Below are 25773 nucleotides of genomic sequence, written 5' to 3'. Positions count from 1 at the left end.
TAAAAAAAATCCCCGCGCAATGGCGCGGGGATTTTTATTGAATTTACTTGGTTGCTGTGCTGTCTAGCAATACCTTGCGTGAGTGCAATGGCTGAACCGGACGGTTGTTGCCTGAATATGCTTCAAGGAATGCGTTGATCTGTGCTTGTGAAAGTACTACTGGGTGTGTGAATACGTTCCACTTAACACCTTCGGCACATCCTGGTGTAGTCAAACTGCCATCGTAACGAACAGTCTGCTTGTTAGCAGGCAACAAGTTCGCCCAGTCAAGCTCAATCTTCGTTGCTTCTGGGTCTGCTGTTGCGGTGTTCAACTTTGCAATAAATGGTGCCCAGTCAGCGTTTGCAGTTGCGCCAGCCTTAATGAAGACGCCAACTACTGCAATCTTGCCTTCAGCAGTCTTGTGAACGAAGTGAACCTCAACTGGGTAGTGAAGGCCGTTCATCTCGTGCTCGCTAGGTGCGTGGAAGTGGAACTGAGCAAATGGGTAAACAGTTGAACCGATAGTTACTGTGCTCTTCTCAGTGCCTAGTGGCTCTGCCTCAACGGTGTGACCGTTGTTGAAGATGCCAGCTTCGCCCGCAACATAGTCAAACTTCAAGTTTGCCAATGGAGTTGGCTTGGGCTTGTTGATGTTGATTGGTGACTGAGCGGTACCATCTGCACAAACTGCGTAGTTGGTTGGATCAATAGTTGCCCAGTGTGATGGGCCAGTTGCGCCAGTGTATGACCATGATGCTCCAGATGCGAACGCGACAGTGCCTGCTGCGATAAGTGCCACTGATGACAGTGCAACAGCTGCAATTCTGAATTTCTTAAGCAATTTTTCCCCTTGCAATTTCTGGGTAGCGGCCCTCTAGCCACTCTCTCCGAAAGCAAATGTACAGTGGAGATTTTTCTGAAATCTGAACTTGTAGTGCTATCACCTAAAAATTGTTCGAAGTGTGCGCGTTGCACCCTAGATTAGGTGCACTTCGCCATCAGGCATGACAACTTTTGCGGTTGTGCCTGCAGGCACTGTGACCTCTAGCGTGAAATCGCTGTGCGTGACTGACCAACTAGTGGCAATTGGCCCGCCTAGAGTTTGATGACTGGCTTTGGCCCAGGTGACCCCGCCACCAACAAACGGTTGAACTTGCCAGTCAAAATCAGCACCCATTGGTGCTCGCTTGATGCCGCCAGTGTGGGCAGCAACAATGGCGTTGCAAGGAATCCGGTACCAAGGTGATTGCCTGCTTCGTGAATTAGTTTCACCAGCTGATCAATTACTGCGCCTTTTTGTGATTCATCAACTAGTTGATAGCTGAGTGCTCGCACGCAATCGGCTTGCTTGCCCAACAGACCGGCAATGATGGTAAGTTCGTGAGTTGACTTGCGATAGAACGCGGTGGCGATCACACCCTTGTCGGCACTCATCAAAGACGGAAAATCAATTTCTTCGCCCGGCACAAACCATTCGCCAAAATGAAAGCCGGTGTCCCACAAAAATTCTTCTTGCGCTTTCGAGCATTTGCAACGATGAATTTCGAAATACCACTTATTGATTGATGCATGTCTGGCTATTAGAAAGTCAACTACTTGTTAAAGTTGCGCACCCAGTTGTGCACGTCGTTGCGTGGCATGGCCTTGCCAAACAAGTAGCCCTGCCCATATTCAATGTTGATGCTTTGAATTAGGTTTGCGACCTGCTCACTTTCAATGCCTTCGGCAGTCACACGAAGATCTTGACCCTTGGCCATTTTTGTCACGTCATCAAGCATGCGCAGCTTGCGCGAATCATCGACTAAGCCCTCAAGAAAACTCTTATCGATCTTAAGAACATCAAGCGGCAGGTTGAGGGTTTGGCCCAGGTTCGAATAGCCAGTGCCAAAGTCATCTAGCGCCACCCGAAGGCCCGTGTTGCGCAACCGCTCTAACTGCTCAAAGACTGCCTCGCCACCCACCAAAGCGTTCTCGGTGATTTCAATTTGCACGTGGTGGGTAGGAACCTTGGCGTGAAGAATTTCAGCCAAAAGGTAATCGGCAAAGCCTTTGTCTTCGAGCTGCACAGCTTCAACGTTTATAGAGATGTATGGGTCAGAAAGTCCGGCTTGGTTATAAGCGGGTTGAAGCACCTCAGTCCAAGCTTCCAACGACTGACTGATTACGTCAGCTCCAACCGCGGATGCAAGCCCTGCGCTGTTAACAATCGGTAGAAAGTCACCCGGCGCAACAATACCGATTCCGGGTCGATCCCAACGAAGCAAAGCCTCAAAGCCAACTGGAACACGTGGGTCAAGCAAAACAATCGGCTGGAAGTAAACCTTGAATTCGCCAGTGGCTAGTGCATTACGCACTGCGATTTCATCTTGCCAGGTGGTCATCAGGTGAGCGTGGTCATCTGAGTTATAGGTAACAAAGTTTGAGCGCTGCTCAGATCGTTTCGCCAAGTGCATTGCCAAAGCTGCGCAGCGCGGAAGTTCATTTGCATCAGCATGGGCCGCAGCAGACACCGCGCAGCCAACCGAGACTGTGATTGATGCCACCGCGCTATCTAGCTCAACGTCGGCATTCAAAATATTCTGCATTGCCAACGCTCGCGAGCGGGCCTCGTTTTCATTTTTATAAACGCCAAGCACAGCAAACTCATCTGAAGACAGTCGAGCAGCAAATTCATTTGTTCTAAGAGCGTCACTAATTCGATAGCCCATGTTGACCAAAACTTGGTCACCCATTTGATAACCGAGTGACGAGTTCAAATCTCCAAAGCGATCAATGTCCAAATAGAAGATGCCAAGCACGCCGCCAATTTGATTGACTTCATTTGCTTTGGTGTCGACCATGGCGCTGTATGCCGCGCGGTTAGCAAGACCAGTTAGGTTGTCGTGGCGCAGCGCGTAGTCAACGTCTTCTTGCTGCTGATCGCGCATTAGAACTAAAGTGAGAATCTCCTTGGCGCGTGCCTTCATGAATTCAAAGTCGCGAGGAGAGATGCCAAGCTCTGCTGGGTTCTGCATTTCAAACTTGGTTAGTTCAGCACCTTCTGTCTCGACCAAAAGATTGTTGCCTGGCAACAAACTATTCAACACGTGACGCAGATGCTTGATTGCCCTACCGGTGTCGAGACCGCTGTGAATTTCATTAATGATTTCGCGGCTGCGCTCGTCCATGCTTTGCACCAATAGCAATCGCTGATGAGCAGTGTCGAGATTCTTCTGGCGGTGTTGAATCAATTCAGAAGCGCGTCTAAATCCACGCGTGATGTCAAAGGTAACCCAAGCTGCCAGAACGCCACCCACCAACATGATGAGCAGCAACAGCACAGATTGCACCAATTCGGCGTTGGCTCGCTCTTCGGTTGCTGCCTGGGTCTGGGCGCGAGTTAACTCTTGAAAAGTGTCACTCAGGTCACGCGTTTGGCGACTGAATTCGGCAATTATTGGCTCTGCTTGAATTCTCTCTGGCATGCGATCTGCCGGAGCAATTTCAGGAATTCTGACTAGAAGTGGGTCGAGATTGGCCAACGAGTTTTGGTAAGCCTCGCTGGTGATTTCAAAAGTGTGCAGACCAGATCGGGCCTGCACACTCAATCGCTGGCCCAACAGTGCTCGGGCAATTTGCACTTCACGGCCGCTGGCCTGATTATCGGCCCATTGTTCTATTTTTAGAAGCACACTAAAAGACTCGCGCTGCACAAAAGTCATGGCTGCGGAGTCGCTCTCCTGCGAAAAAATCTGGTGCTTCTCATTCTCGTGAGCTTGCATTGAAACCCAAGACCAAACCGATAACCCAACGAGCATGGCAACCGTGATGGCTGCCAAAAGCACGTGGCCTACTCGAACTCGAAAGAGGTTCTTATCGAGATACTCGGTTCTGAATTTGTCGAACAACTGCTACTCCGCGATTGAAATCGAGCGGATGCTCCAGTTCCAAGCGTCTAGGTAGTCGAAATACGGTGTTGCGCTTGGAAACACGATGCGAATTGGACCACCTTGATCCATTGGAATTTCGGTGCCGTCACGCAGGAAGGCAATGATGCCTTTTGATTCGGTGAACTTGCCAGCCAGGTCGTCATATTTGTAGTCATTCAACGCCAAGGTTGAAACTTTGTCGGTCGATTTGATGCCCACGGAGTCAAACAAGACCGACATTGGCACTCCAACGAAGGTTTGTTTTTTATTTACGAATGGCTCATCAATGGTCACTTCGGTTGTTTCAAGTTTCTTTAAATCCATTGTTGAAAAATCAATGGTCTTGTCGCCATTGGTCACGGTTAAAATCACTTCATCCGCAGCTGGATTTGCAACCGCGAAACCACCGTATGGGTTTTCAGTTTCGGCGCTTGAACTAGTTGCTGGTGCAGGTGCTGCATTCACAACTGTGCAGCCGGCTAGCGAGAGTGCTACTACTAGGCCCATTAGAGCTTTTGTTGCTGTATTCACTTGTGTCCCCCTGAAAAAAATTTCTATTTCTAATTAGAACCTTAGGCAATAACCCTGAGTTTGCAACCAAGTTCAGACAATTTGTCTGTTACCTGCGGTGTGCAGCCAAACGGAGCTATCGCTTTAATACCTAATGCGTCACATATTGCAGTTACTGCTCGAACGGACAACTCAAATTCGGTCGATAAGGCTGCCTTATTAGCGAGGTCCGGGTCAATTGCCAAGGCCACCGGTTGAATGCTTTGAAGTAACTCAAACTCTTTGTTTCCAGAGCCAAAGCCGCTCAACACTGTTCGAGCCTGGCCATTCACACGCAAGTTGGTGGCAATGGTCTTTGCATCGGAGCTTGCACCGTTGCCATTCAGAATTACTGACAACTGGGCTTGCTCAAGCGGACACTCCAACTTCTCCACCAACGACACGATTGTGTCTTGGTCAAACCAGAGAGCCTTGGGCAACCAAAGGGTGAATCGCTCCGACGAAATTCCCGCTGCCTTATAGGCCTCTGTTATGTCATTTACCAAAGTGTCGATGTCTGGGTTTTTTACCTGAGATTCAATAGTCAACAAGTAACCCCAAGGAGTTGCTTCTTCATCCTCAGCAATTTTCATGAACTTAATTACATTGCCTTGAGCAGCTTCACCAGCATTTGTGGTGCGTGAATTTTTGCCTTCGATTTCAACACCACCGGTTGCCTTCTTGGCGTTGTACATCATGTTGTCGGCTTTTTCTAGCGCTTGATCAAAAGGCGCCCCAGCTTGCCAACTTGCAACGCCAATGCTTGCGGCGCCTGCCCATGCCACTCCATTTGAAAGCGTGAAAGGCGTTGCCAGAGCTTTGTAGATTCGATCCGCCAAAACCTCAACGCCGATTTCAAGATCGGTCTCAGAAGTTACAACAACAAACTCGTCACCGCCAATTCGGGCAATGGTGTCGGTAGGGCGCGTGTTGGCAACCAGTTCATCGGCAACATGAATTAGAAGTTCGTCGCCAACTGCGTGTCCATATTTATCGTTAACTGATTTGAAGTTGTTCAAATCCAAAAACATCACTGCACGGTTTGAAGTTGTTTCACTTGCCGACTCTTCGATTAGGTGATTCAAACCTCGGCGGTTCAGCAAACCAGTCAGCGCATCGTGCGCCGAGCGATATTGAAGTTCAGATCTCACGCGCTCGCGAGTGATCACTTTGGGCAGCAAGGCGGTAGAAAGCGCAAAGAATTTTTTGGTCGAATCATCAAAGAATCTGATCGAAGGAATGATGAACACCATTCGCACCGCTGGTTCGGCGGCTCCAAAAATATCCATCACAACGGCGTGACGCGCTCCAAGTTGTGAAAGGCGATCTTGGTTGCTCATCCAAGTGAGCTCGGTGATTGGCACAACTTGTGGTTCAAGGTAAGCCTTGCGAACTTTTACAACTTCAACAGAACCAAAACGAGTTTGCGCAATTGGCCTCAGGCCCATAGGAGTGTGCGGTGCAATCTGCCAGTTGCCTGGGTATAGGCCGTCTTCGTGGTACCACCAAGCTTGAGCTGCCCACCAGTCGAAGTTTTCAAGTGCCTCTTGCATAAAACTGCGCACCACGTCTTGAATGTTTTCTTCAAAGTCGGTGGCATAACCGATGCTCACCGCGTGCGCATCTTCAATTGCGTCTGAGTTCTTTTCAACAACTCGCCGAATTTCAAGAAGCTCGATCACTGCATTAGTGGCTGCGGTTACGGCAGCTAATTCTGTTTCGCCAAACTCCCTTGGGATTGTGTCCATAATGGAAACGGCACCAATGGTGACACCATCCGGGGTAATAATCGCCTTCATCACCAAAGATCTTGTGCCCTGGCGATCTGCAGCTACGCTGCCCGGTTTAATTTGCGCCAACTGATCGATATTGGTAACTACAACTTCAGTTTTGTCTTCGTTTAGCAGAGTTGCTGTAATTGAAGTTTCGGTGGGAATCTCTAGAAATGGCACGCCTACCGAAGATTTGAACCACAAACGGTGCTGGTCAATGAAAGCTATGGATGCAATTGGCACTTTTGTTTGGTCAGCGAGGTTGCGAGTGATCGAATCAAAGCGAGCTTCGCGGGGAGTGTCAAGAATTCCATAAGCAGCTAAGGCAGCCGCGCGTTGGAATGCATTTGTGTCTGCACTGGCTTGCACCATGTCTGCCTTCCTTTGTATGCTGTCAAGCCTACCCGCGCGTTCGAGGCATAAAAAGAGCACGAGGAGGTTTCAGGGGGAAACAAAAAATGAGTCAAGTTCATATTGGGGAAAATTCGCCATACTCGCCGGTGCCAACATCGGTTCGCAAAACAGACCTAAGTCTTGGATCTTGGTTTCAAAGTCGCCCAATTCTTATCAAAGTGATGTCCGTTCTGGGCATACTGGGTGGTCTTGCCTACTTCACATTTCGCCTTGTGGTGACTCAACCCGGCGCCAACCCACCATTCTTCTGGTTGCTGTTTTCGGCAGAGCTATTTGGTTTTTTGACTTTTTTGATTTTGGTTTGGGATGCCTGGGAGATCAAGCCAACCCCAAGACTTCGTCAGCTAGATGTTCCGGTAGACATCTTGATAACCGTTTACAACGAAGACATTGAAATTGTTGAGCCAACCATCATTGGTGCGCTCAAGATCAGAGGCAATACCACTATATGGTTGTGCGATGACGGTCGTAATCCAGAGTATAAAAAACTGGCCAAGCGTTATGGCATCAAATACCAGGTGCGCGACGACAACAAGCACGCCAAGGCGGGCAACATCAATGCCGTGTTGCCAAAGCTCACCGGCGAATTGGTATTGGTTCTCGACGCCGATCACGTTCCATCACCCGATTTTCTAGAAGCTACTAGCGGCTATTTTGCCGACCTAAAGGTTGCATTGGTTCAAACGGCTCACTCGTTTAGAAATCACAACTCGGTCATGCATGATTCACAGGGCCGTCACGAGCAGTCACTTTTCTTCGATGTTTTGTTGCCAGGCCGCAATCGCGTGAAGTCAGTTTTTTGGTGTGGCTCTGCCGGTTTGCTTCGCCGCAGTGCTCTGGTTGAAATCGGCGGTATGGCCACATACACATCCACAGAAGATTTTGAAACAACTCTGCGCTTGCGAATTGCCGGTTATGAAATGCGCTATCACAACGAACACATTGTGCAAGGTCTCGCGCCAGACAATCTTGAGGCATACATCGTGCAACGTTTTCGTTGGGCCCAGGGCACGTTGGCTAGTTACCGCAAAGGTTATCGGTTGGGCTGGAGTCGGAAGCTTCCGCTGCGCGAACGCATTTCGTATTTTGGCGGTCTGATCTATTACGTCACACCTATCCAGCGTGCGGCATTTGCAATTTCAGTTTGGTCAGTGCTGTTTCTCGGTGTGATTCCGGTTGGCTATGCCGGCGTTTGGTATTTGGCTTTCTGGGGAGCCTGGGTTGCCTTTTCATTGCTTGCAGTCGCGGCGCTTGAGCGCGGTAGCACCCAGCCTTTTGAAGGTGTTCGCAACAACATGATTGCGCTTGAGGCCTTTTATAAAGCCATGCCTAGCCTGTTCACCAAAAAACCGTTGCACTTTGCTGTGACTCCAAAAAATGAGGTGGACCTTGGCGGTTGGCGCGCAATTAAGTTGCTGCGCCTGCCAATTGCCATTGGTTTAGTCACAGTGATTGGCCTGATTTATCGCTGGTCAAGCATTGGGGCATTCGACCTATGGGGCTGGTCATGGGTTCCGCCGGTAGACCCAAATGCACTTTATATTGCAACGGGCTTTGCCCTCTTAGAGACATTTATTTTGGGCAACTTGGCAGTCAAGAGTTTTCGTCGCCGTCAGATGCGACACCTTTGGCGATTCCCAGTTGACTTAACTGCATCCGCGGATGGCCACGGCGCAAAGTGCATCGACATGCACCAGGCTGGCGCTGCATTTGTAATTCCAAAACAGGCATTGCCAAAAAATAAGTCGATGAAAATTTCAATTAACTGCCGTTCGATAGAAGGCGAGCACAAGGTTGCCCACGGCACCCTTGCAATTAAGAATGTTGGCCCGTTCACCAAATCTGGCACCATGGTGCGCGTTGGTGGAAAAGTCGAATGGAAAAACAACGAGTCGCGTGAGATCGCAATCGAACAGTGTTACGTGGTTGAACCACACACGGCACGCAATCAGTTCTGGGCTCGTCGTGCACCACGTGTTCCAGTTGAGCTAGCCGCTAAAGTCGGCGAGGCAACAGCAATTTGCATCAACTTGTCAATCGGTGGTGCCGCGTTTGCAATTAGCAACCCGGCATTCCAAATTGGCGATGAGCTCGATGTCGTTCTGAAGTTAAACAATGAGCGTTCTGCAATTGGCGTGCTTGAGGTTCGCGGCATTAGCGAATACAAAGACAACCTCAGTCGTGTGGGTGGAATTATGACTTGGCAGACCGAAGGCTGGCTAGCCGATTACACGACCTTGGCAATGGTGCCGGTGCGCAAATCCATTCTTGAATTTGGTATCTAACTTTTGATTTGCAAAAACTAGTGAGACGCTAGTTCAAACACCTTTTTTGCAGAGTCAATTGCGTCCTGCAAACCTTGACGCAACGGCTTTGCGCGGTGTTCCTTTGAAAGCATCTCAACACCCCAGTCACCGGTGTACCCCATGCGCTGAATTGTTTTGATGAAACCAACAACATCTTGATCACCCTCGCCAAGCAAAGTGCGATTGTCGCGAGTGTCTTCAAAGAGTGTGCCAACAATTTCATTAACTGCATCATCAAGTTCGATGCCGAATATTTTTTCAACCGGCACCCGCTTCTCTAATTCTTCAAGCGAAGTGTTTGCGCGAAATACGTGCCAGTAATCCACAAGCAAGCCGGCCCCCGGGTGGTTTACCTCGGCACACAGGTCTGCACCCTGAGGCATTGAACCAATCAGCGCAAACGGTAGGGGCTCCAGCGCAACAACGGCACCAATCCCGGCTGCCTCTTCTGCCAAACGGCGGAATGGCTTGACCATGTGGCTGAAGTCATCCACAGGGTCACCAAATGCGGAGCCAATTTTGATCATCTTCGCGTGCATCTGGGTGGCGGCTCGCATTAGCAACTGCCAGGTTTCGTGCCATCCAGATTCTTCGGGCAACCACCAGTTGGTGGCCAGTTCAACTTCAATGTGGTGCAGGCCTAATTCTTGGGCACGTTCGTAAACGGCCTCAAACCCAACGGTTTTCTCAATTTCTAGTAAGTCTGGGGCGGCAAAACCAAAACCACTCCAGCCGGTGGCAGCAATCGCATCCAGGCGCTCGAATGCTGAATGCGGGCTAACTTCGGATGCCTCTAGCGGCGCTGCGTTGCCTGAGCTGGTCCAGCAGGTGGCAATGAATTTTGGTGAGCTCACGCGGGTGACTCCTTTGTCATCAATGAGGTTTAGACAAAGATACTGGATTTTTTGGAGCGCTCCAACAATTTGAGGATTGGCTAGATGGTGCCTGCGTCGAGACCCGACAATACCTGCTGCGCTCTAAGTTTGAGCTCTGGCAGGTCGGTCAATCGTTTTAGCCCATTCACCTGTTGGCTCATGCGGTGATTTTTCACGAAACGGTCCTTGTGGCGATCCAAGAAATCCCAATAGAGAGTGGTGAACGGGCAAGCGTTTTCACCCACACGCAGTTTGGGGTCGTAGTTGCAAGACTTGCAGTGCTGCGTCATTCGGTTCAGATAAGCCCCGCCAGATGCGTATGGTTTGGTCATCAAGATTCCGCCATCAGCGTGCACAGCCATGCCAATCACGTTTGGCACCATCACCCAATCCGAGGAATCAATGAATTGTTCGCGCATCCAAGTTAGAAACTCTTGCGGGTTTGTGCCGGTGGTGAGAGCCAGGTTACTCAACACCATGAGTCTTGGAATGTGGTGAGTCCACGATCGTTTCTCGATGTCACTCACTACCGATCGCACACACTTCATTTTGGTTTTCGAGGAGTCGGTAAACAGTGGCAACAACTTGCGTTCTGCGTGAAGCTGATTGTGGTTTCGGTAGTCCTCGCCCAAGAACCAATACATGCCGTTGATGTATTCGCGCCAGCCAATTATTTGTCGCACAAATGCTTCAACTGACTCAATCGGCGCTTTGCCATTTTTGTATGCATCGATTGCTGCGTTCACTACTTCTTCTGCATGCAACAAGCCGTTGTTTAAGTAAGGACTCAACAGTGAGTGGTGCAATGCCCAGTTATCCGCAGCAATTGCATCTTCGTAGGGGCCAAAAGCGTGCAGATGATTTTCGATAAAGTTTTGCAACTGCAAAAGCCCGCCTTGGCGAGTTGTAGCCCAAGTAGCCGTCGGTGAGCAATCAAGTTGCTTTGCAACCTGCATGTCGATTTCATCGCGCGAATGTTCAAGATAAGCCGGCCACTCATAATTCTTTGGCGGTGGAAGACGGTTCTCGGCGTCGTAATTCCAGCGACCGCCTTCGGGTTCACCATCCGTCATCAAAATGTTCAACCGAGTTCTTTGAGCTCGATAGAAGTTTTCCATCACAAATGACTTTTGCTTTTCTGCCCACATCAAAAAATGATTACGCGAGGTTAAGAAGAAATCGTTTTCGACAAATTTCACTCCGAATTGCTGCAGTTGGGCAAATTGCCTAAATGATGATGGTTCGGCGCTTTGGATTGGTAGATCACCAAATTCAGCCCGTGCCGCGAGCAGCCCGTCGATGGTTGTGGCGGCTTGGATGTAGCGAACTGCGAAACCTTGATTGGTTAGCATCTTTGCAAAGTGTTTCGCCGAGCTGAGCAAAAAGAAAAGTCGCTCTTTGTGCCATGGGCGACCTTGGGTCATTCGCGCACTTTCAACCAAAACCACAACATCCGTAGCAGGGTTGGCGTCTTTTAGAACACCGCGTTCGAAATTTAGGTGGTCATGAGCCACATAGAGAATGCGCTCGTGCATTAGCCCTTACATTTCTTAGAGCAGAACTTTACGTTCGCCCAGTCACGAGCCCACTTTTTGCGCCATTCAAAGGGCAACCCGCAGCGCTCACAGACCTTGGGTTCAAACCCGTTCTTAGTTTTAGCCACTGGCGCCATGAGTCAACGATAGTTGCCGTTTAGGCTTAGAGAATGAAGCTTCCTAAGCGCAAACCCACCAAAGCGATGGCTCAAGGCCTGCTCGTGCTCGCAATTTTGCTAATCGTTATTTCTGCCTACAAATTGCTCACTGGCAACTAGCTAATTTCTTTGAGTCGCGCCTTGATCAACTTGGTCAATAGGGCTTTCGGCAGTGGCTTATCCACAGCAAATTGAAAAGAGCTTTTCGAGGTGACGTAATCGGCCAACTCTTTTTCGTGAGCAGCCATAACCTCAGCGCTTTGCGGCGAAAAGGTCAAGTGGTTCTTGAAGGCACACAAGCCAACAGCATATTTGCCGTTGATCTTGAACTGCGGCGAATTCCATGCGATTACCTGCTCGAACTTTGGTTCGATTGCAAGAATGCTTGCGCGCACTGCAAGCAGAGTTGAGCGCTTTGGCTCGGGCTGTGCCTCTATATAGGCGGTGACTTCTGCTTCTGACATGCAGAAAGTTTAGAGGGATTTACTCGATTTGCGTGACCAGGTTTAAAAGTCTGTGCTTGCCACGAGCTGTGTTCTTGCCTCAACGGCAGCCATAATGCGATCGACCACATGACTTGCTTGCATGCCTGCGCCCATCTGAGGAGCAACGCCAAAGAGTGGCCTTGTGGCTAGCCCTGTTTCGGTGTGGCCTGGTCTTAGTTCAATGGTTGCAACGCCTTGTTTTTTCAATTCGAAGCGAGCTGATGAAAGCCAAGCCGAAAGCGCAGCCTTCGATGCACAATAAGCTGCCATCCCCGGGAATGATCTCTCGGCGACAACCCCGGTTAGCGCAGCCACAAAAGCGCCTTCATTTAGCTTTGCCTTGAGTGCGCTGACAAGTTGAGTCAGCCCCAGATGGTTTATTTGCATGAGTCGCTGTGCTTGCTCTGCACTCGTGGAATCTAGATTTGCAAAGCCCACTCTCCCCGAAGCCAGCACTATTCCATCCAGTTGTTGCGCATTCAGTAGTTCGCAAAATTGTTGAATGCTCTGCACCGACTCAAGATCAACAACAAACTTTGAGTGCACAGAAATGCCCATGCGAGATGAAGATTCTTGACTACTTGCGGTGCCCAAAACCATGGCGCCCTGGCTAGCAAACCTCTCGGTTAAGGCCCCACCTAAAACCCCAGATGCCCCAACTACAAGAATTGTTTTTCCGCTGTAATCCATGTGTAGACCAAGCCCCCTAGACAATGATTTATTCCGCACCGATGCAATGTTCACCACTATTGAAGGCGACTGGGATGAGGTGTTCGACGTTGTAAAGCGAGCCATCGAAGCTGTTGCAGCAGTGAGCCCACGTGTTTCGCTCGTGCTCAAAGCGGACATTCGCCATGGATTTGTTGGAGAACTTTACGGCATACTCGAGCGCCTAGAGAAGGCACTAAAAACGCCTAGTTCTTTTTACTTGTGAGCTTGAAGTAAACCTTCATCAAGTTGGGCACCACTAGATAAACAGCAGTCGGCACAACAAGAATTGTGAGCACCAAAACCTTAAGCACCGGCAAAGCTGAGCCCATCATTGGCACAACGGTATAGAACGCGATTGTCACCAAAGGAAAAATTGCCAGCCAGGTGAGGAAAGCGCGGACGTGGATTGATGGTGGCTTCATGATGCTCCTTAGGTGGCGTCTTCTGCAATAGAGCGCTTCTGCCAGCGTAGTATGCAGTTGTTGCCTTGCAACGCAGACCGCTATCGAAGAAAGTCGGTAACCCTTTGCTCGATAGTTCGCTAATGAATCGCAACCTAACCATCGACCGACTCCGCGGTGCACTAGTCATCTTCATGGTCGTTGGTGACTACATCGCCGGAATCCAATTTGTGCCGTCATTTCTCAAGCACGCACCAGATCTTGGTTTGACGATTGCCGACACTGTTGCATCTGCGTTCGTGTTTGTAATTGGTTTGAATTACGCACCATCGTTTAGAAGACGCATGCCTGACGGAACCATGGTCGCATATCGCCACTTTGTCTTGCGCTACCTAGCGTTCATTGGCATTGGTGCTGTCATCGCAGGTGCCGCAAACATGGTTGGACAACCTACGGATTGGGGAGTGCTGCAATCAATCGGTGTAGCCGGTTTGATTTGCCTACTGTTTATTCGCACTCCAACCTGGGTGCGGTTCGCATCCGGAGTTTTAATTCTTAGCGGTTACCAGTTTGTTCTCGACACATCCTTACTTTCGACCGTGTTGCAGTCGGTGCACGGCGGGTTCTTTGGAGCGATTTCGTGGGGTGGGTTGCTGGTGCTATCGACAGCAGTGGGTGACATCTGGCGCAAGGGGTTGATTCCTTATTTGATTTGCTGCGCCAGCTTGATTGTTGCCGCGGGTATTTCCTTGGTGCTCATCCCCGTGAGCAAGCACCGCGTATCGCTCAGCTTTATTTTGATCACCTTGGCAATCAGCGCTGTTGCGTTTTTGATTGCCGACCTGCTCTCGCGAAATAGCCAAAAGCATGCTGGGCTGCTGAGCTGGTGGGGGCAAAATGCACTCGCGCTTTACCTTGTGCACCTGGTTGTGCTTGGCATCTTTGTGATGCCACCAATCACCTGGTGGTATGCCGAGGCATCAAGTTGGCTGGCTGTTTTTCAACTCGTCGTGATTCTCAGCTTCATGTCGCTTGTTGCCTGGCGCATCAATAAACGCCGCCAGTCAAAAACTAGATAACACCCATTGCCATCATGGCCTTGGTAACTCTTTCGAAACCAGTGATGTTTGCGCCAACCACATAGTTGCCGGGCACGCCGTATTTATCCGCAGTTTCAAGGCATACGTCGTGAATGTTGCTCATGATTGCAGACAGGCGAGCCTAGGTGTATTCGAATGTCCAAGAATCACAGCTTGCGTTCTGCTGCATTTCGAGTGCAGTTGTTGCCCCACCGACGGCATTGGCCGCTTTACCTGGGCCAAATGCAACGTCAGCATCATGAAAGTGAGTGACAGCTTCTTCAGTAGAAGGCATGTTCGCACCTTGAGCAACAGCAACCACACCGTTCTTGATTAGTTGCAAAGCGTCGGCTCCAGTGGGTTCGTTTTGAGTCGCGCCAGGAACGGCAAGTTGAGTTTCGATTTCCCAAATGTTTCCACCTCGGCGATAGCTTGCGTTTGGGCGGAGTGGGGTCCGGGCGAAGAAAAACTCGGCTCTCGTGGCTTTATTGATCTGTCAAGAAAGCATCTACAGCTGTTTTTAGGATTCTCCAGTCGCCATCGGACAAGTTTCCGTACTTAATGCTGCGCTCGTCTGCGTTATCCGAATCCAAAGTCTCTGTGGCACTTAACAATCCGGCGTCTACTGTGTATCGAATGTGACTAGTGCCATATTCGCCTAGATCCTGGGTCGTCTCGAAAGAGCCATCGCTGGAGTGGTAGTTCACGACGATGTCACTCTTTACGCCCGCCTCTTTAGCCAAAGAAAAACTAATCGATGCCGAGCAAGCACTCAAGGCATCGGCTTCCCAAATTAGTTCATAGGTGTTATTGGGTTCGAAATAAGCGGCGCTGAAATCTTTGTACGCTTGATCTTTTGGAACCATCACCAAGGTGAAACCGTTTGGATCAATTGATTTTTCAACGACTCCAACCACTTGGGCTTTGTTGCAACTTGCATCAGCGATTTTTATAAATTCTTCAGTCGCCTGCGATGGATTCAATTCGGCAAATGTGGGCGAAGGCCTGGGCTGGGTGGCTGCTGGCGAACTGCAGGCAGTTACGAGCGCTAAAAACAAAGCGATTGCGCCCGTAGTTTTAATTTTTTGCATTGTTCCCCCGTAGAACTGTTCTTTGAATACCCAGTCAGTCGTGAAGGTAAAGCGTAACTGTCACTTCATCGCCGCCGGTTTTACCAATTGCGTCTCTGATCGATTTGTTGATTGAAATCAACTTGTCCTCACCCTTTTGCGGAGCAAGATTTATGTTTTTGATCTCGTGACCGTCAATAGCTCCAGAGACCTTCAAGAATCCCCAACGGCTATCCAAATCCTTGGTTCCTGGAATGCGAAGGTGATATGTCCAGGCACCTAAACCCGGCGTGTGCTGCAAAGTCAAGATTTGATTTTCAATCAGCTTGATCATGCATACCCCTAAAGAAAAAACCCGGCTCTCGTGAGAAGAAACCGGGTTTTAGTGCGCTTGGAGGGACTCGAACCCCCAACCTTCTGATCCGTAGTCAGATGCTCTATCCGTTGAGCTACAAACGCGAGGAGGAATTGATGAAAGCTTGCTTTCAATCAGTTCCGACGAGCGATTTGCTGAAATCTGAAGGATTTCAGACAAACGCTGATTCGTCTTCGTGCTTTTTAGTTGGTGTTGCTTTTAGACAACTTCCCTATCTTATACGCTCTGCTGCCTGCGGTCTAGGGGTGTTCGTGGCGGAGACGAGAGGATTTGAACCTCCGAAGGGCTTTTAAAACCCTTACCTCATTAGCAGTGAGGCGCACTCGACCGGGCTATGCGACGTCTCCACGAACTTTGCCAGTTTAGCCGAAGACCCGCACGAACCCAAACGGTTAGCCAGAACAGGTGGTGGTGGCACCGTTGGTGCCGCGGGCCCAGTCAGGCAAAACATCAGAACTTGCCGAAGGCGCTGGGGATGCCGCCGCGCTCGAGCTTGCACTCGGCGACGGGCTTGGGCTGCCAGAGGCATCGATAACTGCACCTGCGCCAGTGTTTGCCTTGGCAATAATCAATGGCTCATCGTTAGCAATCTTGCTAAACAACACATTGGCTTGTTCATAAATCGGCATTACTCGGCCACTGTATGGTGCCGGCAATCCACCGCGACTAGGAACCTGCAAGAAGGTGATTTTGTTTAGATCAACATTCTTCAAGGCACTGGCAATACCAACCATCACACCAACATCGTTGAGGCTCTGGCTTAGTTGCATGTTGCGCGCTGCTGCTGTTGCGAGTGAATACAAGTAAACCGGGTTGGTGAGAACACCCTGGCTCTTCACTTTGCGAACTAGTGAAGTCAAGAAAGTTTGCTGGTTGCTAATTCGGGCAAGGTCTGAGCCGTCGCCAACACCGTGACGGGTGCGCAAGAACTGAAGTGCTGCTTTGCCTTGCAAGGTGTATTTGCCTGGCTTCAAATATGTCTGTGTGTATTCGTCGTTGATTTCTTCGGCAACACAAACGTCAACACCACCGATAGCGTTAGACATTTCGATAACGCCCTTGAAGTTGATCATCGCAAGATAAGGAATCTTCACGCCGGTTAGTTGCTCCACGGTGAGCAGGGTGCATCCGGGGCCACCGTTTGCAATGGTGGCGTTAATTTGACCGAGTGATTGTGCGTAGTAGCCCGGGCCCGGTGGGTTTGACGTGCTTGGGCACGCAGGCCAAGGCACCATCAAGTCACGAGGAAAACTTAGTGCAACCGCATTTTTGCGATCGGCTGAAACGTGCAAAAGAATAATTACGTCGGCAAGAGTTGATGTTTCGCTGCCGTAGGCGGTTCCCATTCCGGCGCGGGTGTCGCTGCCAACGAGCAGCATATTGATTGGGCCGTTAATGTCGGCAGCCTCAGCGCCCGCGATAACAATCTCGTTAGCTTTCACTGTGCTGCTGAATTCCCAAATTGAAATTCCGGTGATTGCCAATGTGGCGCCAAGAACTAATCCGAGGCCTTTGAACAACAAGCCCCAGATCGCGCTGGCCTTCGATTGCACCTTGATGCGACCGTGGCGTGCAAAGCCCTTTGGAGCTGCTGGGGTCTTTGCTGGTTTAGGGGAGTTGATGTCAGTCATATGAATTTCTAGTTTAAGCAGAAAAGACCCAGAGTTGTCTGGGTCTTTTCTGTATGGAGGAAGCGGTGGGATTTGAACCCACGGTCGCTATTAACGACGACAGTTTTCAAGACTGTTCCGTTCGGCCGCTCCGGCACGCTTCCGCGCCTTGACAGTTTAGCCGACGGGGGCTGAAAGCGCCACCCGAAGCCGAAGTTAGCCCTCTCGGGTGAACAGAATTCCTTCAAAACCTTGAAGAACTTGGGCCACGCCATCTTCCTCAACGGCTGCGGTCACCGCGGTTGCATACTCTTTTACGTCATCCGGGGCCTGGCCCATTGCAAATGAAAGCCCGCCGCCAGCTCGTGCCCACTCAAACATTTGAATGTCGTTGCGGCCGTCACCAATGGTGATTACCTGGTCGGCACGAATGCCTAGCTCGGTGCGTTGCTTCTCGAGTGCCGATGCCTTACTTATGCCTTTAGGCGAAATGTCGAGCCAAGCGGTGTAGCCAATGGCATAAGAGACCGAGTGCAACCCGATGCCCGAGATCAATCCGAGGAATTCATCAACGTCATGCTCAGGCGACAAAACCACAACGCGGCTAACCGGGTGGTTCATCAACTCTTGCAGGGGAGTTTCGTGATTCTGATCGCCTAATGCGTAATCGGGAAACGGGCGGTGAAACCGATAAGAACCATCGAGGTCTTCAACGGCAAAGTGAGCCTTGGGCAGTTTCTCGATTAGTTGACCAAGCACCGGGGATGGGTCAAACGAAATTACCTCGTGAGTGCGAAAGCCGCGTTCGTGAGTGTCATCAACTTCGATGGTGACGGCACCGTTTGAGCAAACGCTGAATCCGTGTTGAATGCCAACATCGCGAATCACTGGAATTGCGTTTGATGCGCTGCGGCCGGTGGCAACAATTACTTCGTGACCGAGTGATCGAACGCGTTCAACTTGCTCAACAACATTTGGTGAAAGGTAGCCATCGTCGTGCACCAAGGTGCCGTCAATGTCGATGCCAATTAGCCAGCGATCGTCACCCGTTGCAATGCTCATGTTTTATTTGGCACTGACCTTTGGTGAAATAACTTCTTGACCACCAAGGTATGGGCGCAGCGCCTCAGGAATGCGCACCGAACCATCGGCCTGTTGGTGGTTCTCAAGAATCGCAACCAACCAACGAGTCGTTGCAAGTGTGCCGTTAAGAGTTGCTGCAGTTTGAGTCTTGCCTTCGGCATTTCTAAAACGCACGTTTAGGCGACGAGCCTGAAAAGTTGTGCAGTTTGAAGTTGATGTGAGTTCGCGGTATTGGTCTTGAGTTGGCACCCAAGCCTCAGCATCAAACTTGCGCGCTGCACTTGAACCCAAGTCGCCAGCTGCGGTGTCGATAACTCGGTATGGCAATTCGCAAGCCTGAAGCATTGCTTCTTGAAACGCCAACAACTTTGCGTGCTCTGCTTCGCTATCGACCGGGTCAATGTAGCTAAACATTTCAAGCTTGTTGAATTGGTGCACGCGCAAAATGCCACGGGTGTCGCGACCAGCAGAACCGGCTTCGCGTCGGTAGCAAGTTGACCAACCGGCATAACGCAGTGGGCCTTCTGAAAGATCGATGATTTCGTCACGGTGATAACCAGCCAACGCAACTTCGCTGGTGCCGGTGAGGTAAAGGTCATCCGCAGGTAGGTAATAAATTTCGTCGGCGTGCTGGTTCAAGAAACCGGTGCCGGCCATAACCTCTGGGCGAACCAGGGTTGGAGTAATCAAAGCGGTGAAGTCGTTCTTGGCTGCATAGTCGAGAGCCATGTTCATCATGGCAAGTTCGAGGCGAGCACCCCAGCCCTTCAAGAAGTAGAAGCGTGAGCCTGAGATTTTGGTGCCGCGCTCAATGTCGATGATGTCTAGGAGTTCACCCAAGGCAACGTGGTCGCGAGCCTCGAAATCAAAGTTCGGCTTAGTGCCTACTTCTTTAACCACTACGAAGTTCTCTTCGCCACCGGTTGGCACGCCTTCGATAACTACGTTTTCAATCTGCCAAACAATGGCATCAAGCGCGGTTTTGGCTGCATCGGCAGCCTCGCTGGCCTGCTTTACCTTGTCGGCCAAAAGCTTGCCAGCCTCAATAAGGGCTGGGCGGTCTTCTTTGCTGGCTGCGCCAACCAATTTGGCTGAGGCGTTTTGCTCGGCACGAAGAGTCTCGAAGGCCAAAAGCTCGCGGCGCCATAGTTCGTCGGCCGATACGGCCTGGTGCACCAACGCTTCGTCGCCACCGCGGGCGCGCTGTGATGCCTTGATGGCGTCTGGGTTTTCACGAAGCAGGTTGATGTCAATCACCCCTCTAGGTTACCCTGCGGGCCTCGGTTAGTCTGAAGGCATGAGCTCCACTCAACGCGCTGCAGTTATCTATTACCCTGGCCGCGTTGACCGCAAAAAACTGGTTGCCGCCGTTGAGGCCATCACCTTGCCGGGCGGTTGGGAGCCAACCCTTTGGCTAGCCACCAGCGACAGCGAAACCGGTGGCCCACAAACCCTTCGCGCCCTCGCGCAAAATGCCACTCACATTTTGGTGAGCGGTGGTGACGGCACTATCCGCGGTGTTGCCGAAGCGCTGGTGATTTCTGGCCGCACCGATGTGACCATGGGCATTGTGCCATCGGGCACCGGCAATGTGTTGGCCCGAAACCTTGGCGTTGAACTGGGCAATGTGCAGCGCGCGGTGACCGCTGGCCTGACTGGCAAAAAATATTCTGTGGATGTTGGCCGTGCCGACTTAGTGTTTGCGAATGGCGAACTTGATCAGCGATTTTTCACCGGCATAGCAGGCGTGGGTTTGGATGCACGAATCATGCAGAACACCAACCCGGCGCTCAAGCGCAAGATTGGTTGGATTGCTTACATCGAAGGTGGCATCAAAGCTTTGCCGGCAAAGTTTGATCGGTTGTTGGTTTCGGTTGATGGTCGCGAACCACGCAGACTGAAATTGCACTCACTGTTGGTTGGTAATGCCGGTTGGTTGCCGGGCAACATTTCGCTAATGCCAGATGCGCGTTTGGATGACGGTGTGCTCGATGTTGCAGCAATTGGCCCGCGCAGAATTTGGAACTGGATTGATTTTTGGTCACGCGTGACTTGGCAAAACAAAGTGATGCGCCCGCTATCGCTTGGTCGTCGATGGATGGACTCGACGGCTAACTTGAAAACGATTGAGAACTTGTGCGGTGCGCACATTCATGTGCTTTCAGAAAAGCCAGTCGACATTCAACTCGATGGTGACCCGTTGGGAAAAATTGTGAAAGTTGATTTCAACGCAGTGCCGCGCGCGCTAAGTGTGCGCGTTTAAAACTTGCGCGTGCGCCTGTAATTCACTGTTTTATCTAAGCGACTTCAACCAAGCTTCGGCAGCGCTGAACTCAACGTTTGAGTTATTGCCTTCGTGCACAGACTTCTTTTTATCGGCGCGCGGGTATGAACCCAAGTAAATAATCTTTGGGCTAAAGCGGTGCAGGCCTTTTAGCGCCTCGGCAACAGCCGAATCGCTAACGTGACCTTCAACATCAATGTTGAAACGGTAACGACCAAGGCGATCACCGATTGGTCGAGATTCAATACGCGAAAGATTCACTCCACGAGTTGCAAACTGCTCCAGCATTTCAAGCAATGCACCTGGTCGGTCGGTTGGCAATTCAACAATCACCGAAGTTTTGTCACTGCCGGTTGCAGCCGGTGATTGCTTGCCAGCCAAACCAATTTGCAAGAAGCGAGTTTGTGCATTCTTGTTGTCACCGATGTTCTTCGCCAAAACTTTTAGCTTGTAGTGATTGGTGATTGTTGGTGCAGCAATCGCAGCATCAGCGTTGTCGTTGTCAAGCAACTCAGCTGCAGCTGCAGCGGTTGAAGTCGCAGGCAAGTGTGCGTGCTTGTTTAAGTTCTTGTTTAGCCAGTTGCGAGTCTGAGCGTAAGCAACCGGGTGAGTGGCAACAATGTGCACATCTTTAAGGGCAGTGCCTGGCCGAGCCACCAAATCGAAGGTCACCGGAACCAAATATTCGCCATAGATGCGAATGTTCTCGGTGGCGGCAAGCGCATCCAAAGTAGCTGAAACGCCGCCCTCAACTGAGTTTTCAACCGGAATAACCGCACGGATGGCACGGCCGGTGAGCACGTCGTCGATGGCTTCTTGAACGTGGGCAACCGCGTTGAGGCGGGCGCCCTTGGCCTCGGCAACCTGAGCCAAGGCAAGTTCAGTGAACGTGCCAATCGGGCCTAGGTATGAATAGACCTTTTTGTTTGCGGAACCGTTACGAGATGCAGGTGACATACATACAGGTTAACGACCAAAATGAACCTATGAGTGAACGCGCTGGCCAAAAAGCCCAACAATCTGATCTAGTTGATGTCAACAAATTAGTTGCCTCGTATTACGAGCTGCACCCCGATGTAACCACGGCCGAACAAAAGGTGACTTTTGGCACCTCGGGCCACCGTGGCAACGCGTTTTTGGGCTCGTTCAACGAAGACCACATTCTGGCCATCACTCAGGCGATTGTTGAATACCGTCGCCGCGAGAACATCCACGGGCCAATTTATGTTGGCAAGGACACCCACGGGCTTTCGGGCCCAGCCGAGAAGAGCGCGCTTGAGGTTTTGGCTGGCAACGACGTGCCGACTTTAGTTGACGCCGAAGATCGCTACGTGCCAACCCCGGCGGTTTCGGTGGCAATCATCAATCACAACGAGGGCAAGCCACTTGGTGACCCAACTATGGCCGACGGCCTGGTGATTACTCCTAGCCACAACCCACCTACAGACGGCGGCTTCAAATACAACCCACCTCACGGTGGCCCAGCCGATAGCGATGCAACCAACTGGATCGCCGCGCGTGCCAACGAAATTATTTTGGGCGGCCTTCGCGATGTGAAGCGTGCCGAACCTAAGGCTTCAAAGTTCCACTTCCGCGACAACTACATTTCGCAGCTTGACCAGGTGCTCAACATGAATGCCATTCGCGACTCAACTATTTCGATTGGTGCCGACCCAATGGGTGGCGCATCGGTTGATTACTGGGGCGCAATTGGCGAGCGTTACAACTTGAACCTCACCGTGGTAAACCCAAATGTTGATTTTCAGTTTGGCTTTATGACTCTGGACTGGGACGGCAAGATTCGCATGGATTGCTCGTCACCACACGCAATGGCTTCGCTAATTGAAGGTCGCGATCGTTTCGACATTTCAACTGGCAACGACGCCGACGCTGACCGTCACGGCATCGTCACTCGCGATCACGGCTTGATGAACCCAAACCACTTCTTGGCGGCAAGCATCAACTACCTATATCAAAATCGCCCCGGATGGTCTGCTGACGCAGCCGTGGGCAAGACCATGGTTTCATCATCAATCATCAACAAAGTTGTTGCGTCACTGGGTCGTCGTTTGATTGAAGTGCCCGTTGGCTTTAAGTGGTTTGTGCCGGGCTTGATTGATGGCTCGGTTGGTTTTGGTGGCGAAGAATCTGCGGGAGCATCATTCTTGCGACTAGATGGCAAAGCTTGGTCAACCGATAAAGACGGTTTGATTCTTGCGTTGCTTGCCAGCGAGATAACTGCAGTCACCGGCAAGACTCCTTCGCAGCACTACGAAGACTTGACTAAGAAGTTTGGTGCGCCCGCTTATGAGCGCATCGATGCGCCGGCAACTGTTGAGCAAAAGTCGAAGCTAGGCAAGTTGTCAGCCGAAGCAGTTACTGCAAGTGAACTTGCTGGTGAGAGGATCACCGCGATTCTTACTCACGCACCCGGCAACAACTCAGCACTTGGTGGCTTAAAAGTTGAAACCGAATCGGCATGGTTTGCAGCGCGACCTTCGGGCACCGAAAACGTCTACAAGATTTATGGTGAATCGTTCAAGGGTGCAGAACACCTAAAGCAAGTGCAGGTTGAGGCCAAGGCACTGGTTGATTCAGTGCTTGGTTAATATAAATAAGTAGGCGCGGCTGGTAGACCCCAATAGGTCTCCAAAACGCTGATCTTCTTGGCGCGCATATCCGTGGCAATTTCAATGCCCACGAATCGCAAGTGCCATGGCTCATATTGATAGCCGGTGATTGGCGTCTTGCCGTTGGGGTAGCGCACAATGAAGCCGTACTGCCATGCGTTGGCGGCTATCCACTTGCCGGCCTTGGTGCTGCCGAAGCAAACCTGAATTACACAGCCCTGGCCAACCGCGCTAACGTCGGCAGCTAATCCGGTTTGGTGTTCTGAATAGCCAGGGCGCGCAGCTAGCGCCTCGCCTGCCTTCAAACCCAATCGAGCAACGCGATCTTTATAAATGAATGATTGAGTGCTGTAGGCACGATAACCACTGTTGAGTCGAAGTGTGCCGGCACCGGCCTTCTTCATGCCAAAGGCCAACTTCACCAACGAATCTGATGTGACCCTGGCCAGCGCTACTCCGTTGTAATAAACGAGGTCGCGAGGTTTATAGGTGATTGGTTTGAGTGGGCGAATTTTGTTGACCACCACCGCTTGGGATGATGCCTTATTAATGTCAAACGCTGGTGCTGGGTTTATCACCGGGGGCGCACTCGCGGTTGGGCTTGGTGTTGGCGAAGCCGACGGGCTTGGTGACGGGCTCACAACTTGGGATGCACTCGGCGTTGGGCTCGGCGATGGGCTTGCAGTCTCGGCAAATGTGGGCAAACTCGGAATAAATAGTGCACCCAAGGCGATTAGGGAGGTTAGAAAGAACTTCCACTTAGTTCGCATAGGCTGAGACATAGGTTTTAGCCTAATTCCCCCCAAAGAGAGAAATCCTTTTATGGCGCGTGCAGAACGCAAAGCGGCAGCCGCCGCATCCGCAGTATCTGGTGAGATGACTCACCGTCAAATTCTTTTGGTTCTAGTCGGGCTTATGTCTGGCATGTTCTTGGCCGCTCTAGATCAGAACGTGGTTGGTGCTGCAATGCGCACCATCGCCGATGACCTAAAGGGTCTTGAGCTTCAGGCCTGGGTAACAACTGCCTACTTGATCACTTCAACAATTTCGACACCTCTATATGGAAAGCTCGGTGACATTTTTGGTCGCCGTCGCTTGTTCATCATTGCGATTTCGATCTTCATTGTTGGTTCGTTGCTTTGTGGCACGGCTACCGACATGCTGCAGCTTGCGGCTTGGCGCGCGGTTCAAGGTATTGGTGCCGGTGGTCTATTCACTTTGGCACTTACCGTGCTTGCCGACATCGTTCCGCCACGTGAACGTGCTCGCTACCAGGGAATGTTCCTTGCGGTGTTCGGTACTTCATCTGTGCTTGGCCCAGTTCTTGGTGGTGCCTTCGCTGGTGCAAACCAGATTCTGTTTGTTGATGGCTGGCGCTGGGTTTTCCTAATCAACCTTCCAATTGGTTTGGTTGCCATGTTCATGGTGCTTAATTTCTTGCACGTTCCTCACACCGCCAAGAACCACCGAATTGACTGGTGGGGCGCGGTTGCAATCGCACTTGCAGTTGTTCCGCTTCTGCTTGTTGCAGAGAACGGTCGCGACTGGGGCTGGTGGAGCATCGAATCTGTGGTTTGTTATGCACTTAGCGTTCTTGGAATCATCTGGTTCATCTTTGCTGAACGCGCAGCCAAAGACGAAGCGCTATTGCCGCTCAAGATGTTCAAGTCATCGACTTTCTCATTGGCGTCAATCATGGGCTTGATCATCGGTGTTGGCATGTTTGGTGGAATGATGACCGTTCCACTGTTACTTCAGATTGTGATGGGTGCATCACCAACCGAAGCCGGTTTCATGATGTTGCCAATGGTTGCCGGAATGATGACGGCAACAATCGTCTCTGGTCAGGTGACCAGCAAGACCGGTCGCTACAAGATCTTTATGATTCTTGGCCCAATCTTGCTTGCCTTTGGATACCTATGGCTAACCAGCTTCAACCCGGACACTGAATATTGGCAGACTGCAATTGGCATGGTGCTGATGGGTATGGGTCTTGGTCAGTTGATGCAGACTTTGGTGCTTGCAGTTCAGAGCTCGGTGCCTGCTTCTGAAGTTGGTGTTGCAACCGCATCTGCAACTTTCTTCCGCCAGATTGGTGGCTCGCTTGGTGTTGCAGTATTCATTTCGATTCTGTTCAACCAATTGGCCGAAACAATTCCAGCAGCATTCAAGAATGCAGATGTTCAAGCTGGCATCAAGGCAGCCCTGCAAGACAAGGCAGTTTTGGCTGACCCAAACAACGCCGACTTCTTAAAGGCACTGCAGAGTGGCAACATGGGCGACTTGGTTACAAAGCTAAACACCGACTCATCCTTCTTGAATCACCTTGACCCACGTTTTGCTCGCCCATTCTTGATGGGTTTTGCTGACGCTGGAGTCACCGTGTTCTGGAGCGCTGCAATCGTGGTTGCAGTGGCTGTTGTTATTGCGATTTTCATCAAGGCACCAAAATTGCGCGACAAGAGCGCAATGCAAGAAGCGGCACAGTCTGCGGCTCACTAAGTAGCTTCAACACAAAAACCCCGTCGATTTCGGCGGGGTTTTT

At 50.9% G+C, this 25773-nt stretch carries 25 protein-coding genes, 3 tRNA genes and 1 pseudogene; 6 read left to right on the top strand and 23 right to left on the bottom strand.

Annotated features, from left to right (window positions below):
- Window positions 1–43: 43 nt before the first annotated feature.
- From Q0L28_RS02655 to Q0L28_RS02635, 6 genes are all read right to left on the bottom strand, one after another.
- Entirely contained in the window at window positions 44–823 is a 780-nt protein-coding gene (locus Q0L28_RS02655) for a carbonic anhydrase (RefSeq protein WP_296631203.1), read from the bottom strand.
- A gap of 135 nt (window positions 824–958) precedes the next feature.
- On the bottom strand, window positions 959–1159 hold the full coding sequence (locus Q0L28_RS06620) for an alpha-L-rhamnosidase C-terminal domain-containing protein (RefSeq protein ID WP_366843432.1): 201 nt from the start codon (window positions 1157–1159) through the stop codon (window positions 959–961).
- Window positions 1078–1485 (bottom strand): hypothetical protein, encoded by a 408-nt coding sequence (locus Q0L28_RS02650; RefSeq protein WP_296631200.1) that lies wholly within the window; start codon window positions 1483–1485, stop codon window positions 1078–1080. The genes Q0L28_RS06620 and Q0L28_RS02650 overlap by 82 nt, the downstream gene beginning before the upstream one ends.
- A gap of 89 nt (window positions 1486–1574) precedes the next feature.
- The gene (locus tag Q0L28_RS02645; RefSeq protein WP_296631198.1) at window positions 1575–3869 is read right to left on the bottom strand and encodes a bifunctional diguanylate cyclase/phosphodiesterase; all 2295 of its coding nucleotides are present in this window, start codon (window positions 3867–3869) and stop codon (window positions 1575–1577) included.
- A gap of 3 nt (window positions 3870–3872) precedes the next feature.
- Entirely contained in the window at window positions 3873–4421 is a 549-nt protein-coding gene (locus Q0L28_RS02640; RefSeq protein ID WP_296631195.1) for a molybdopterin-dependent oxidoreductase, read from the bottom strand.
- Between the two features lie 41 nt (window positions 4422–4462).
- On the bottom strand, window positions 4463–6583 hold the full coding sequence (locus Q0L28_RS02635; RefSeq protein ID WP_296631193.1) for a sensor domain-containing diguanylate cyclase: 2121 nt from the start codon (window positions 6581–6583) through the stop codon (window positions 4463–4465).
- A gap of 203 nt (window positions 6584–6786) precedes the next feature.
- Between Q0L28_RS02635 and Q0L28_RS02630 the strand changes: the two genes are divergently transcribed.
- Window positions 6787–8910 carry a glycosyltransferase family 2 protein gene (locus tag Q0L28_RS02630; protein WP_296631237.1) on the top strand — a complete coding sequence of 708 codons (2124 nt, stop codon included), beginning with the start codon at window positions 6787–6789 and terminating at the stop codon, window positions 8908–8910.
- Between the two features lie 17 nt (window positions 8911–8927).
- Here the strand turns inward: Q0L28_RS02630 and Q0L28_RS02625 are convergent, their stop codons facing one another.
- From Q0L28_RS02625 to Q0L28_RS02610, 5 genes are all read right to left on the bottom strand, one after another.
- Window positions 8928–9785, bottom strand: a complete 858-nt coding sequence (locus tag Q0L28_RS02625; protein ID WP_296631191.1) for a sugar phosphate isomerase/epimerase family protein — start codon at window positions 9783–9785, stop codon at window positions 8928–8930.
- Between the two features lie 80 nt (window positions 9786–9865).
- Window positions 9866–11341, bottom strand: a complete 1476-nt coding sequence (locus Q0L28_RS02620) for a cryptochrome/photolyase family protein (RefSeq protein WP_296631189.1) — start codon at window positions 11339–11341, stop codon at window positions 9866–9868.
- Entirely contained in the window at window positions 11341–11478 is a 138-nt protein-coding gene (locus Q0L28_RS06615; protein WP_366843429.1) for a DUF2256 domain-containing protein, read from the bottom strand. Before Q0L28_RS06615 ends, Q0L28_RS02620 begins: the two co-directional genes overlap by 1 nt.
- 137 nt (window positions 11479–11615) lie before the next feature.
- Window positions 11616–11963: an iron chaperone gene (locus Q0L28_RS02615; RefSeq protein WP_296631188.1), complete on the bottom strand. Its 348-nt coding sequence runs from the start codon at window positions 11961–11963 to the stop codon at window positions 11616–11618.
- 42 nt (window positions 11964–12005) lie between these two features.
- Window positions 12006–12674: an SDR family NAD(P)-dependent oxidoreductase gene (locus tag Q0L28_RS02610; protein ID WP_296631187.1), complete on the bottom strand. Its 669-nt coding sequence runs from the start codon at window positions 12672–12674 to the stop codon at window positions 12006–12008.
- On the opposite strand from Q0L28_RS02610, the gene Q0L28_RS02605 reads away from it, so the two are divergent.
- Window positions 12673–12918, top strand: coding sequence for a thiamine-binding protein (locus Q0L28_RS02605; RefSeq protein ID WP_296631184.1), 246 nt, complete (start codon window positions 12673–12675; stop codon window positions 12916–12918). The genes Q0L28_RS02610 and Q0L28_RS02605 overlap by 2 nt on opposite strands.
- Here the strand turns inward: Q0L28_RS02605 and Q0L28_RS02600 are convergent.
- The gene (locus Q0L28_RS02600) at window positions 12899–13117 is read right to left on the bottom strand and encodes a hypothetical protein (protein ID WP_296631183.1); all 219 of its coding nucleotides are present in this window, start codon (window positions 13115–13117) and stop codon (window positions 12899–12901) included. The two genes, Q0L28_RS02605 and Q0L28_RS02600, sit on opposite strands and share 20 nt — an antisense overlap.
- Before the next feature lie 122 nt (window positions 13118–13239).
- Between Q0L28_RS02600 and Q0L28_RS02595 the strand changes: the two genes are divergently transcribed.
- Complete coding sequence (locus Q0L28_RS02595; protein WP_296631181.1) at window positions 13240–14175, top strand: heparan-alpha-glucosaminide N-acetyltransferase domain-containing protein; 936 nt, start codon at window positions 13240–13242, stop codon at window positions 14173–14175.
- Here Q0L28_RS02595 and Q0L28_RS02590 read toward each other — a convergent pair.
- From Q0L28_RS02590 to serS, 9 genes and pseudogenes are all read right to left on the bottom strand, one after another.
- Window positions 14168–14614, bottom strand: a pseudogene (locus Q0L28_RS02590) (glutamate dehydrogenase); the annotation flags it as partial. The gene Q0L28_RS02595 and the pseudogene Q0L28_RS02590 sit on opposite strands and share 8 nt — an antisense overlap.
- Window positions 14615–14660: 46 nt before the next feature.
- Complete coding sequence (locus Q0L28_RS02585; protein WP_296631178.1) at window positions 14661–15158, bottom strand: hypothetical protein; 498 nt, start codon at window positions 15156–15158, stop codon at window positions 14661–14663.
- A 142-nt stretch (window positions 15159–15300) separates the two neighbouring features.
- Complete coding sequence (locus Q0L28_RS02580) at window positions 15301–15579, bottom strand: DUF1905 domain-containing protein (RefSeq protein ID WP_296631176.1); 279 nt, start codon at window positions 15577–15579, stop codon at window positions 15301–15303.
- Window positions 15580–15631: 52 nt separating this feature from the next.
- Window positions 15632–15704: transfer RNA gene (locus tag Q0L28_RS02575), tRNA-Arg, on the bottom strand.
- 169 nt (window positions 15705–15873) lie between these two features.
- A tRNA-Ser gene (locus Q0L28_RS02570) sits at window positions 15874–15968 on the bottom strand.
- Between the two features lie 45 nt (window positions 15969–16013).
- The gene (locus Q0L28_RS02565; RefSeq protein WP_296631174.1) at window positions 16014–17252 is read right to left on the bottom strand and encodes an LCP family protein; all 1239 of its coding nucleotides are present in this window, start codon (window positions 17250–17252) and stop codon (window positions 16014–16016) included.
- Window positions 17253–17306: 54 nt separating this feature from the next.
- A tRNA-Ser gene (locus Q0L28_RS02560) sits at window positions 17307–17395 on the bottom strand.
- Between the two features lie 52 nt (window positions 17396–17447).
- Window positions 17448–18293 carry an HAD family hydrolase gene (locus Q0L28_RS02555; RefSeq protein ID WP_296631172.1) on the bottom strand — a complete coding sequence of 282 codons (846 nt, stop codon included), beginning with the start codon at window positions 18291–18293 and terminating at the stop codon, window positions 17448–17450.
- Between the two features lie 3 nt (window positions 18294–18296).
- On the bottom strand, window positions 18297–19571 hold the full coding sequence (gene serS, locus Q0L28_RS02550; protein WP_296631169.1) for a serine--tRNA ligase: 1275 nt from the start codon (window positions 19569–19571) through the stop codon (window positions 18297–18299).
- A gap of 40 nt (window positions 19572–19611) precedes the next feature.
- On the opposite strand from serS, the gene Q0L28_RS02545 reads away from it, so the two are divergent.
- Entirely contained in the window at window positions 19612–20577 is a 966-nt protein-coding gene (locus Q0L28_RS02545; protein ID WP_296631167.1) for a diacylglycerol kinase family protein, read from the top strand.
- A 30-nt stretch (window positions 20578–20607) separates the two neighbouring features.
- Here the strand turns inward: Q0L28_RS02545 and pheA are convergent, their stop codons facing one another.
- Entirely contained in the window at window positions 20608–21555 is a 948-nt protein-coding gene (gene pheA / locus Q0L28_RS02540) for a prephenate dehydratase (protein WP_296631165.1), read from the bottom strand.
- A 29-nt stretch (window positions 21556–21584) separates the two neighbouring features.
- On the opposite strand from pheA, the gene pgm reads away from it, so the two are divergent.
- Window positions 21585–23207 (top strand): phosphoglucomutase (alpha-D-glucose-1,6-bisphosphate-dependent), encoded by a 1623-nt coding sequence (gene pgm / locus Q0L28_RS02535; protein ID WP_296631162.1) that lies wholly within the window; start codon window positions 21585–21587, stop codon window positions 23205–23207.
- Here pgm and Q0L28_RS02530 read toward each other — a convergent pair.
- Window positions 23204–24010, bottom strand: a complete 807-nt coding sequence (locus tag Q0L28_RS02530; protein WP_296631160.1) for a M15 family metallopeptidase — start codon at window positions 24008–24010, stop codon at window positions 23204–23206. The genes pgm and Q0L28_RS02530 overlap by 4 nt on opposite strands.
- Before the next feature lie 40 nt (window positions 24011–24050).
- On the opposite strand from Q0L28_RS02530, the gene Q0L28_RS02525 reads away from it, so the two are divergent.
- On the top strand, window positions 24051–25730 hold the full coding sequence (locus Q0L28_RS02525; RefSeq protein WP_296631158.1) for an MDR family MFS transporter: 1680 nt from the start codon (window positions 24051–24053) through the stop codon (window positions 25728–25730).
- The last annotated feature ends 43 nt before the right edge of the window (window positions 25731–25773 follow it).

The organism is Rhodoluna sp., from assembly GCF_024639375.1.
Lineage (GTDB): Bacteria > Actinomycetota > Actinomycetes > Actinomycetales > Microbacteriaceae > Rhodoluna.
Note: the sequence above shows the minus strand (reverse complement) of the source record. Positions and strands in the feature narration are given on the sequence as shown.

What these genes read in the sequence shown, in the direction of transcription:
- Q0L28_RS06620 (WP_366843432.1), bottom strand. Translation starts at nt 1,159, where the DNA reads ATGGGTGCTGATTTTGACTGGCAAGTTCAACCGTTTGTTGGTGGCGGG.
- Q0L28_RS02635 (WP_296631193.1), bottom strand. Translation starts at nt 6,583, where the DNA reads ATGGTGCAAGCCAGTGCAGACACAAATGCATTCCAACGCGCGGCTGCC.
- Q0L28_RS02630 (WP_296631237.1), top strand. Translation starts at nt 6,787, where the DNA reads ATGTCCGTTCTGGGCATACTGGGTGGTCTTGCCTACTTCACATTTCGC.
- Q0L28_RS02620 (WP_296631189.1), bottom strand. Translation starts at nt 11,341, where the DNA reads ATGCACGAGCGCATTCTCTATGTGGCTCATGACCACCTAAATTTCGAA.
- Q0L28_RS06615 (WP_366843429.1), bottom strand. Translation starts at nt 11,478, where the DNA reads ATGGCGCCAGTGGCTAAAACTAAGAACGGGTTTGAACCCAAGGTCTGT.
- Q0L28_RS02615 (WP_296631188.1), bottom strand. Translation starts at nt 11,963, where the DNA reads ATGTCAGAAGCAGAAGTCACCGCCTATATAGAGGCACAGCCCGAGCCA.
- Q0L28_RS02605 (WP_296631184.1), top strand. Translation starts at nt 12,673, where the DNA reads ATGTGTAGACCAAGCCCCCTAGACAATGATTTATTCCGCACCGATGCA.
- Q0L28_RS02610 (WP_296631187.1), bottom strand. Translation starts at nt 12,674, where the DNA reads ATGGATTACAGCGGAAAAACAATTCTTGTAGTTGGGGCATCTGGGGTT.
- Q0L28_RS02600 (WP_296631183.1), bottom strand. Translation starts at nt 13,117, where the DNA reads ATGAAGCCACCATCAATCCACGTCCGCGCTTTCCTCACCTGGCTGGCA.
- Q0L28_RS02595 (WP_296631181.1), top strand. Translation starts at nt 13,240, where the DNA reads ATGAATCGCAACCTAACCATCGACCGACTCCGCGGTGCACTAGTCATC.
- Q0L28_RS02580 (WP_296631176.1), bottom strand. Translation starts at nt 15,579, where the DNA reads ATGATCAAGCTGATTGAAAATCAAATCTTGACTTTGCAGCACACGCCG.
- Q0L28_RS02565 (WP_296631174.1), bottom strand. Translation starts at nt 17,252, where the DNA reads ATGACTGACATCAACTCCCCTAAACCAGCAAAGACCCCAGCAGCTCCA.
- Q0L28_RS02555 (WP_296631172.1), bottom strand. Translation starts at nt 18,293, where the DNA reads ATGAGCATTGCAACGGGTGACGATCGCTGGCTAATTGGCATCGACATT.
- Q0L28_RS02545 (WP_296631167.1), top strand. Translation starts at nt 19,612, where the DNA reads ATGAGCTCCACTCAACGCGCTGCAGTTATCTATTACCCTGGCCGCGTT.
- pheA (WP_296631165.1), bottom strand. Translation starts at nt 21,555, where the DNA reads ATGTCACCTGCATCTCGTAACGGTTCCGCAAACAAAAAGGTCTATTCA.
- pgm (WP_296631162.1), top strand. Translation starts at nt 21,585, where the DNA reads ATGAGTGAACGCGCTGGCCAAAAAGCCCAACAATCTGATCTAGTTGAT.
- Q0L28_RS02530 (WP_296631160.1), bottom strand. Translation starts at nt 24,010, where the DNA reads ATGTCTCAGCCTATGCGAACTAAGTGGAAGTTCTTTCTAACCTCCCTA.
- Q0L28_RS02525 (WP_296631158.1), top strand. Translation starts at nt 24,051, where the DNA reads ATGGCGCGTGCAGAACGCAAAGCGGCAGCCGCCGCATCCGCAGTATCT.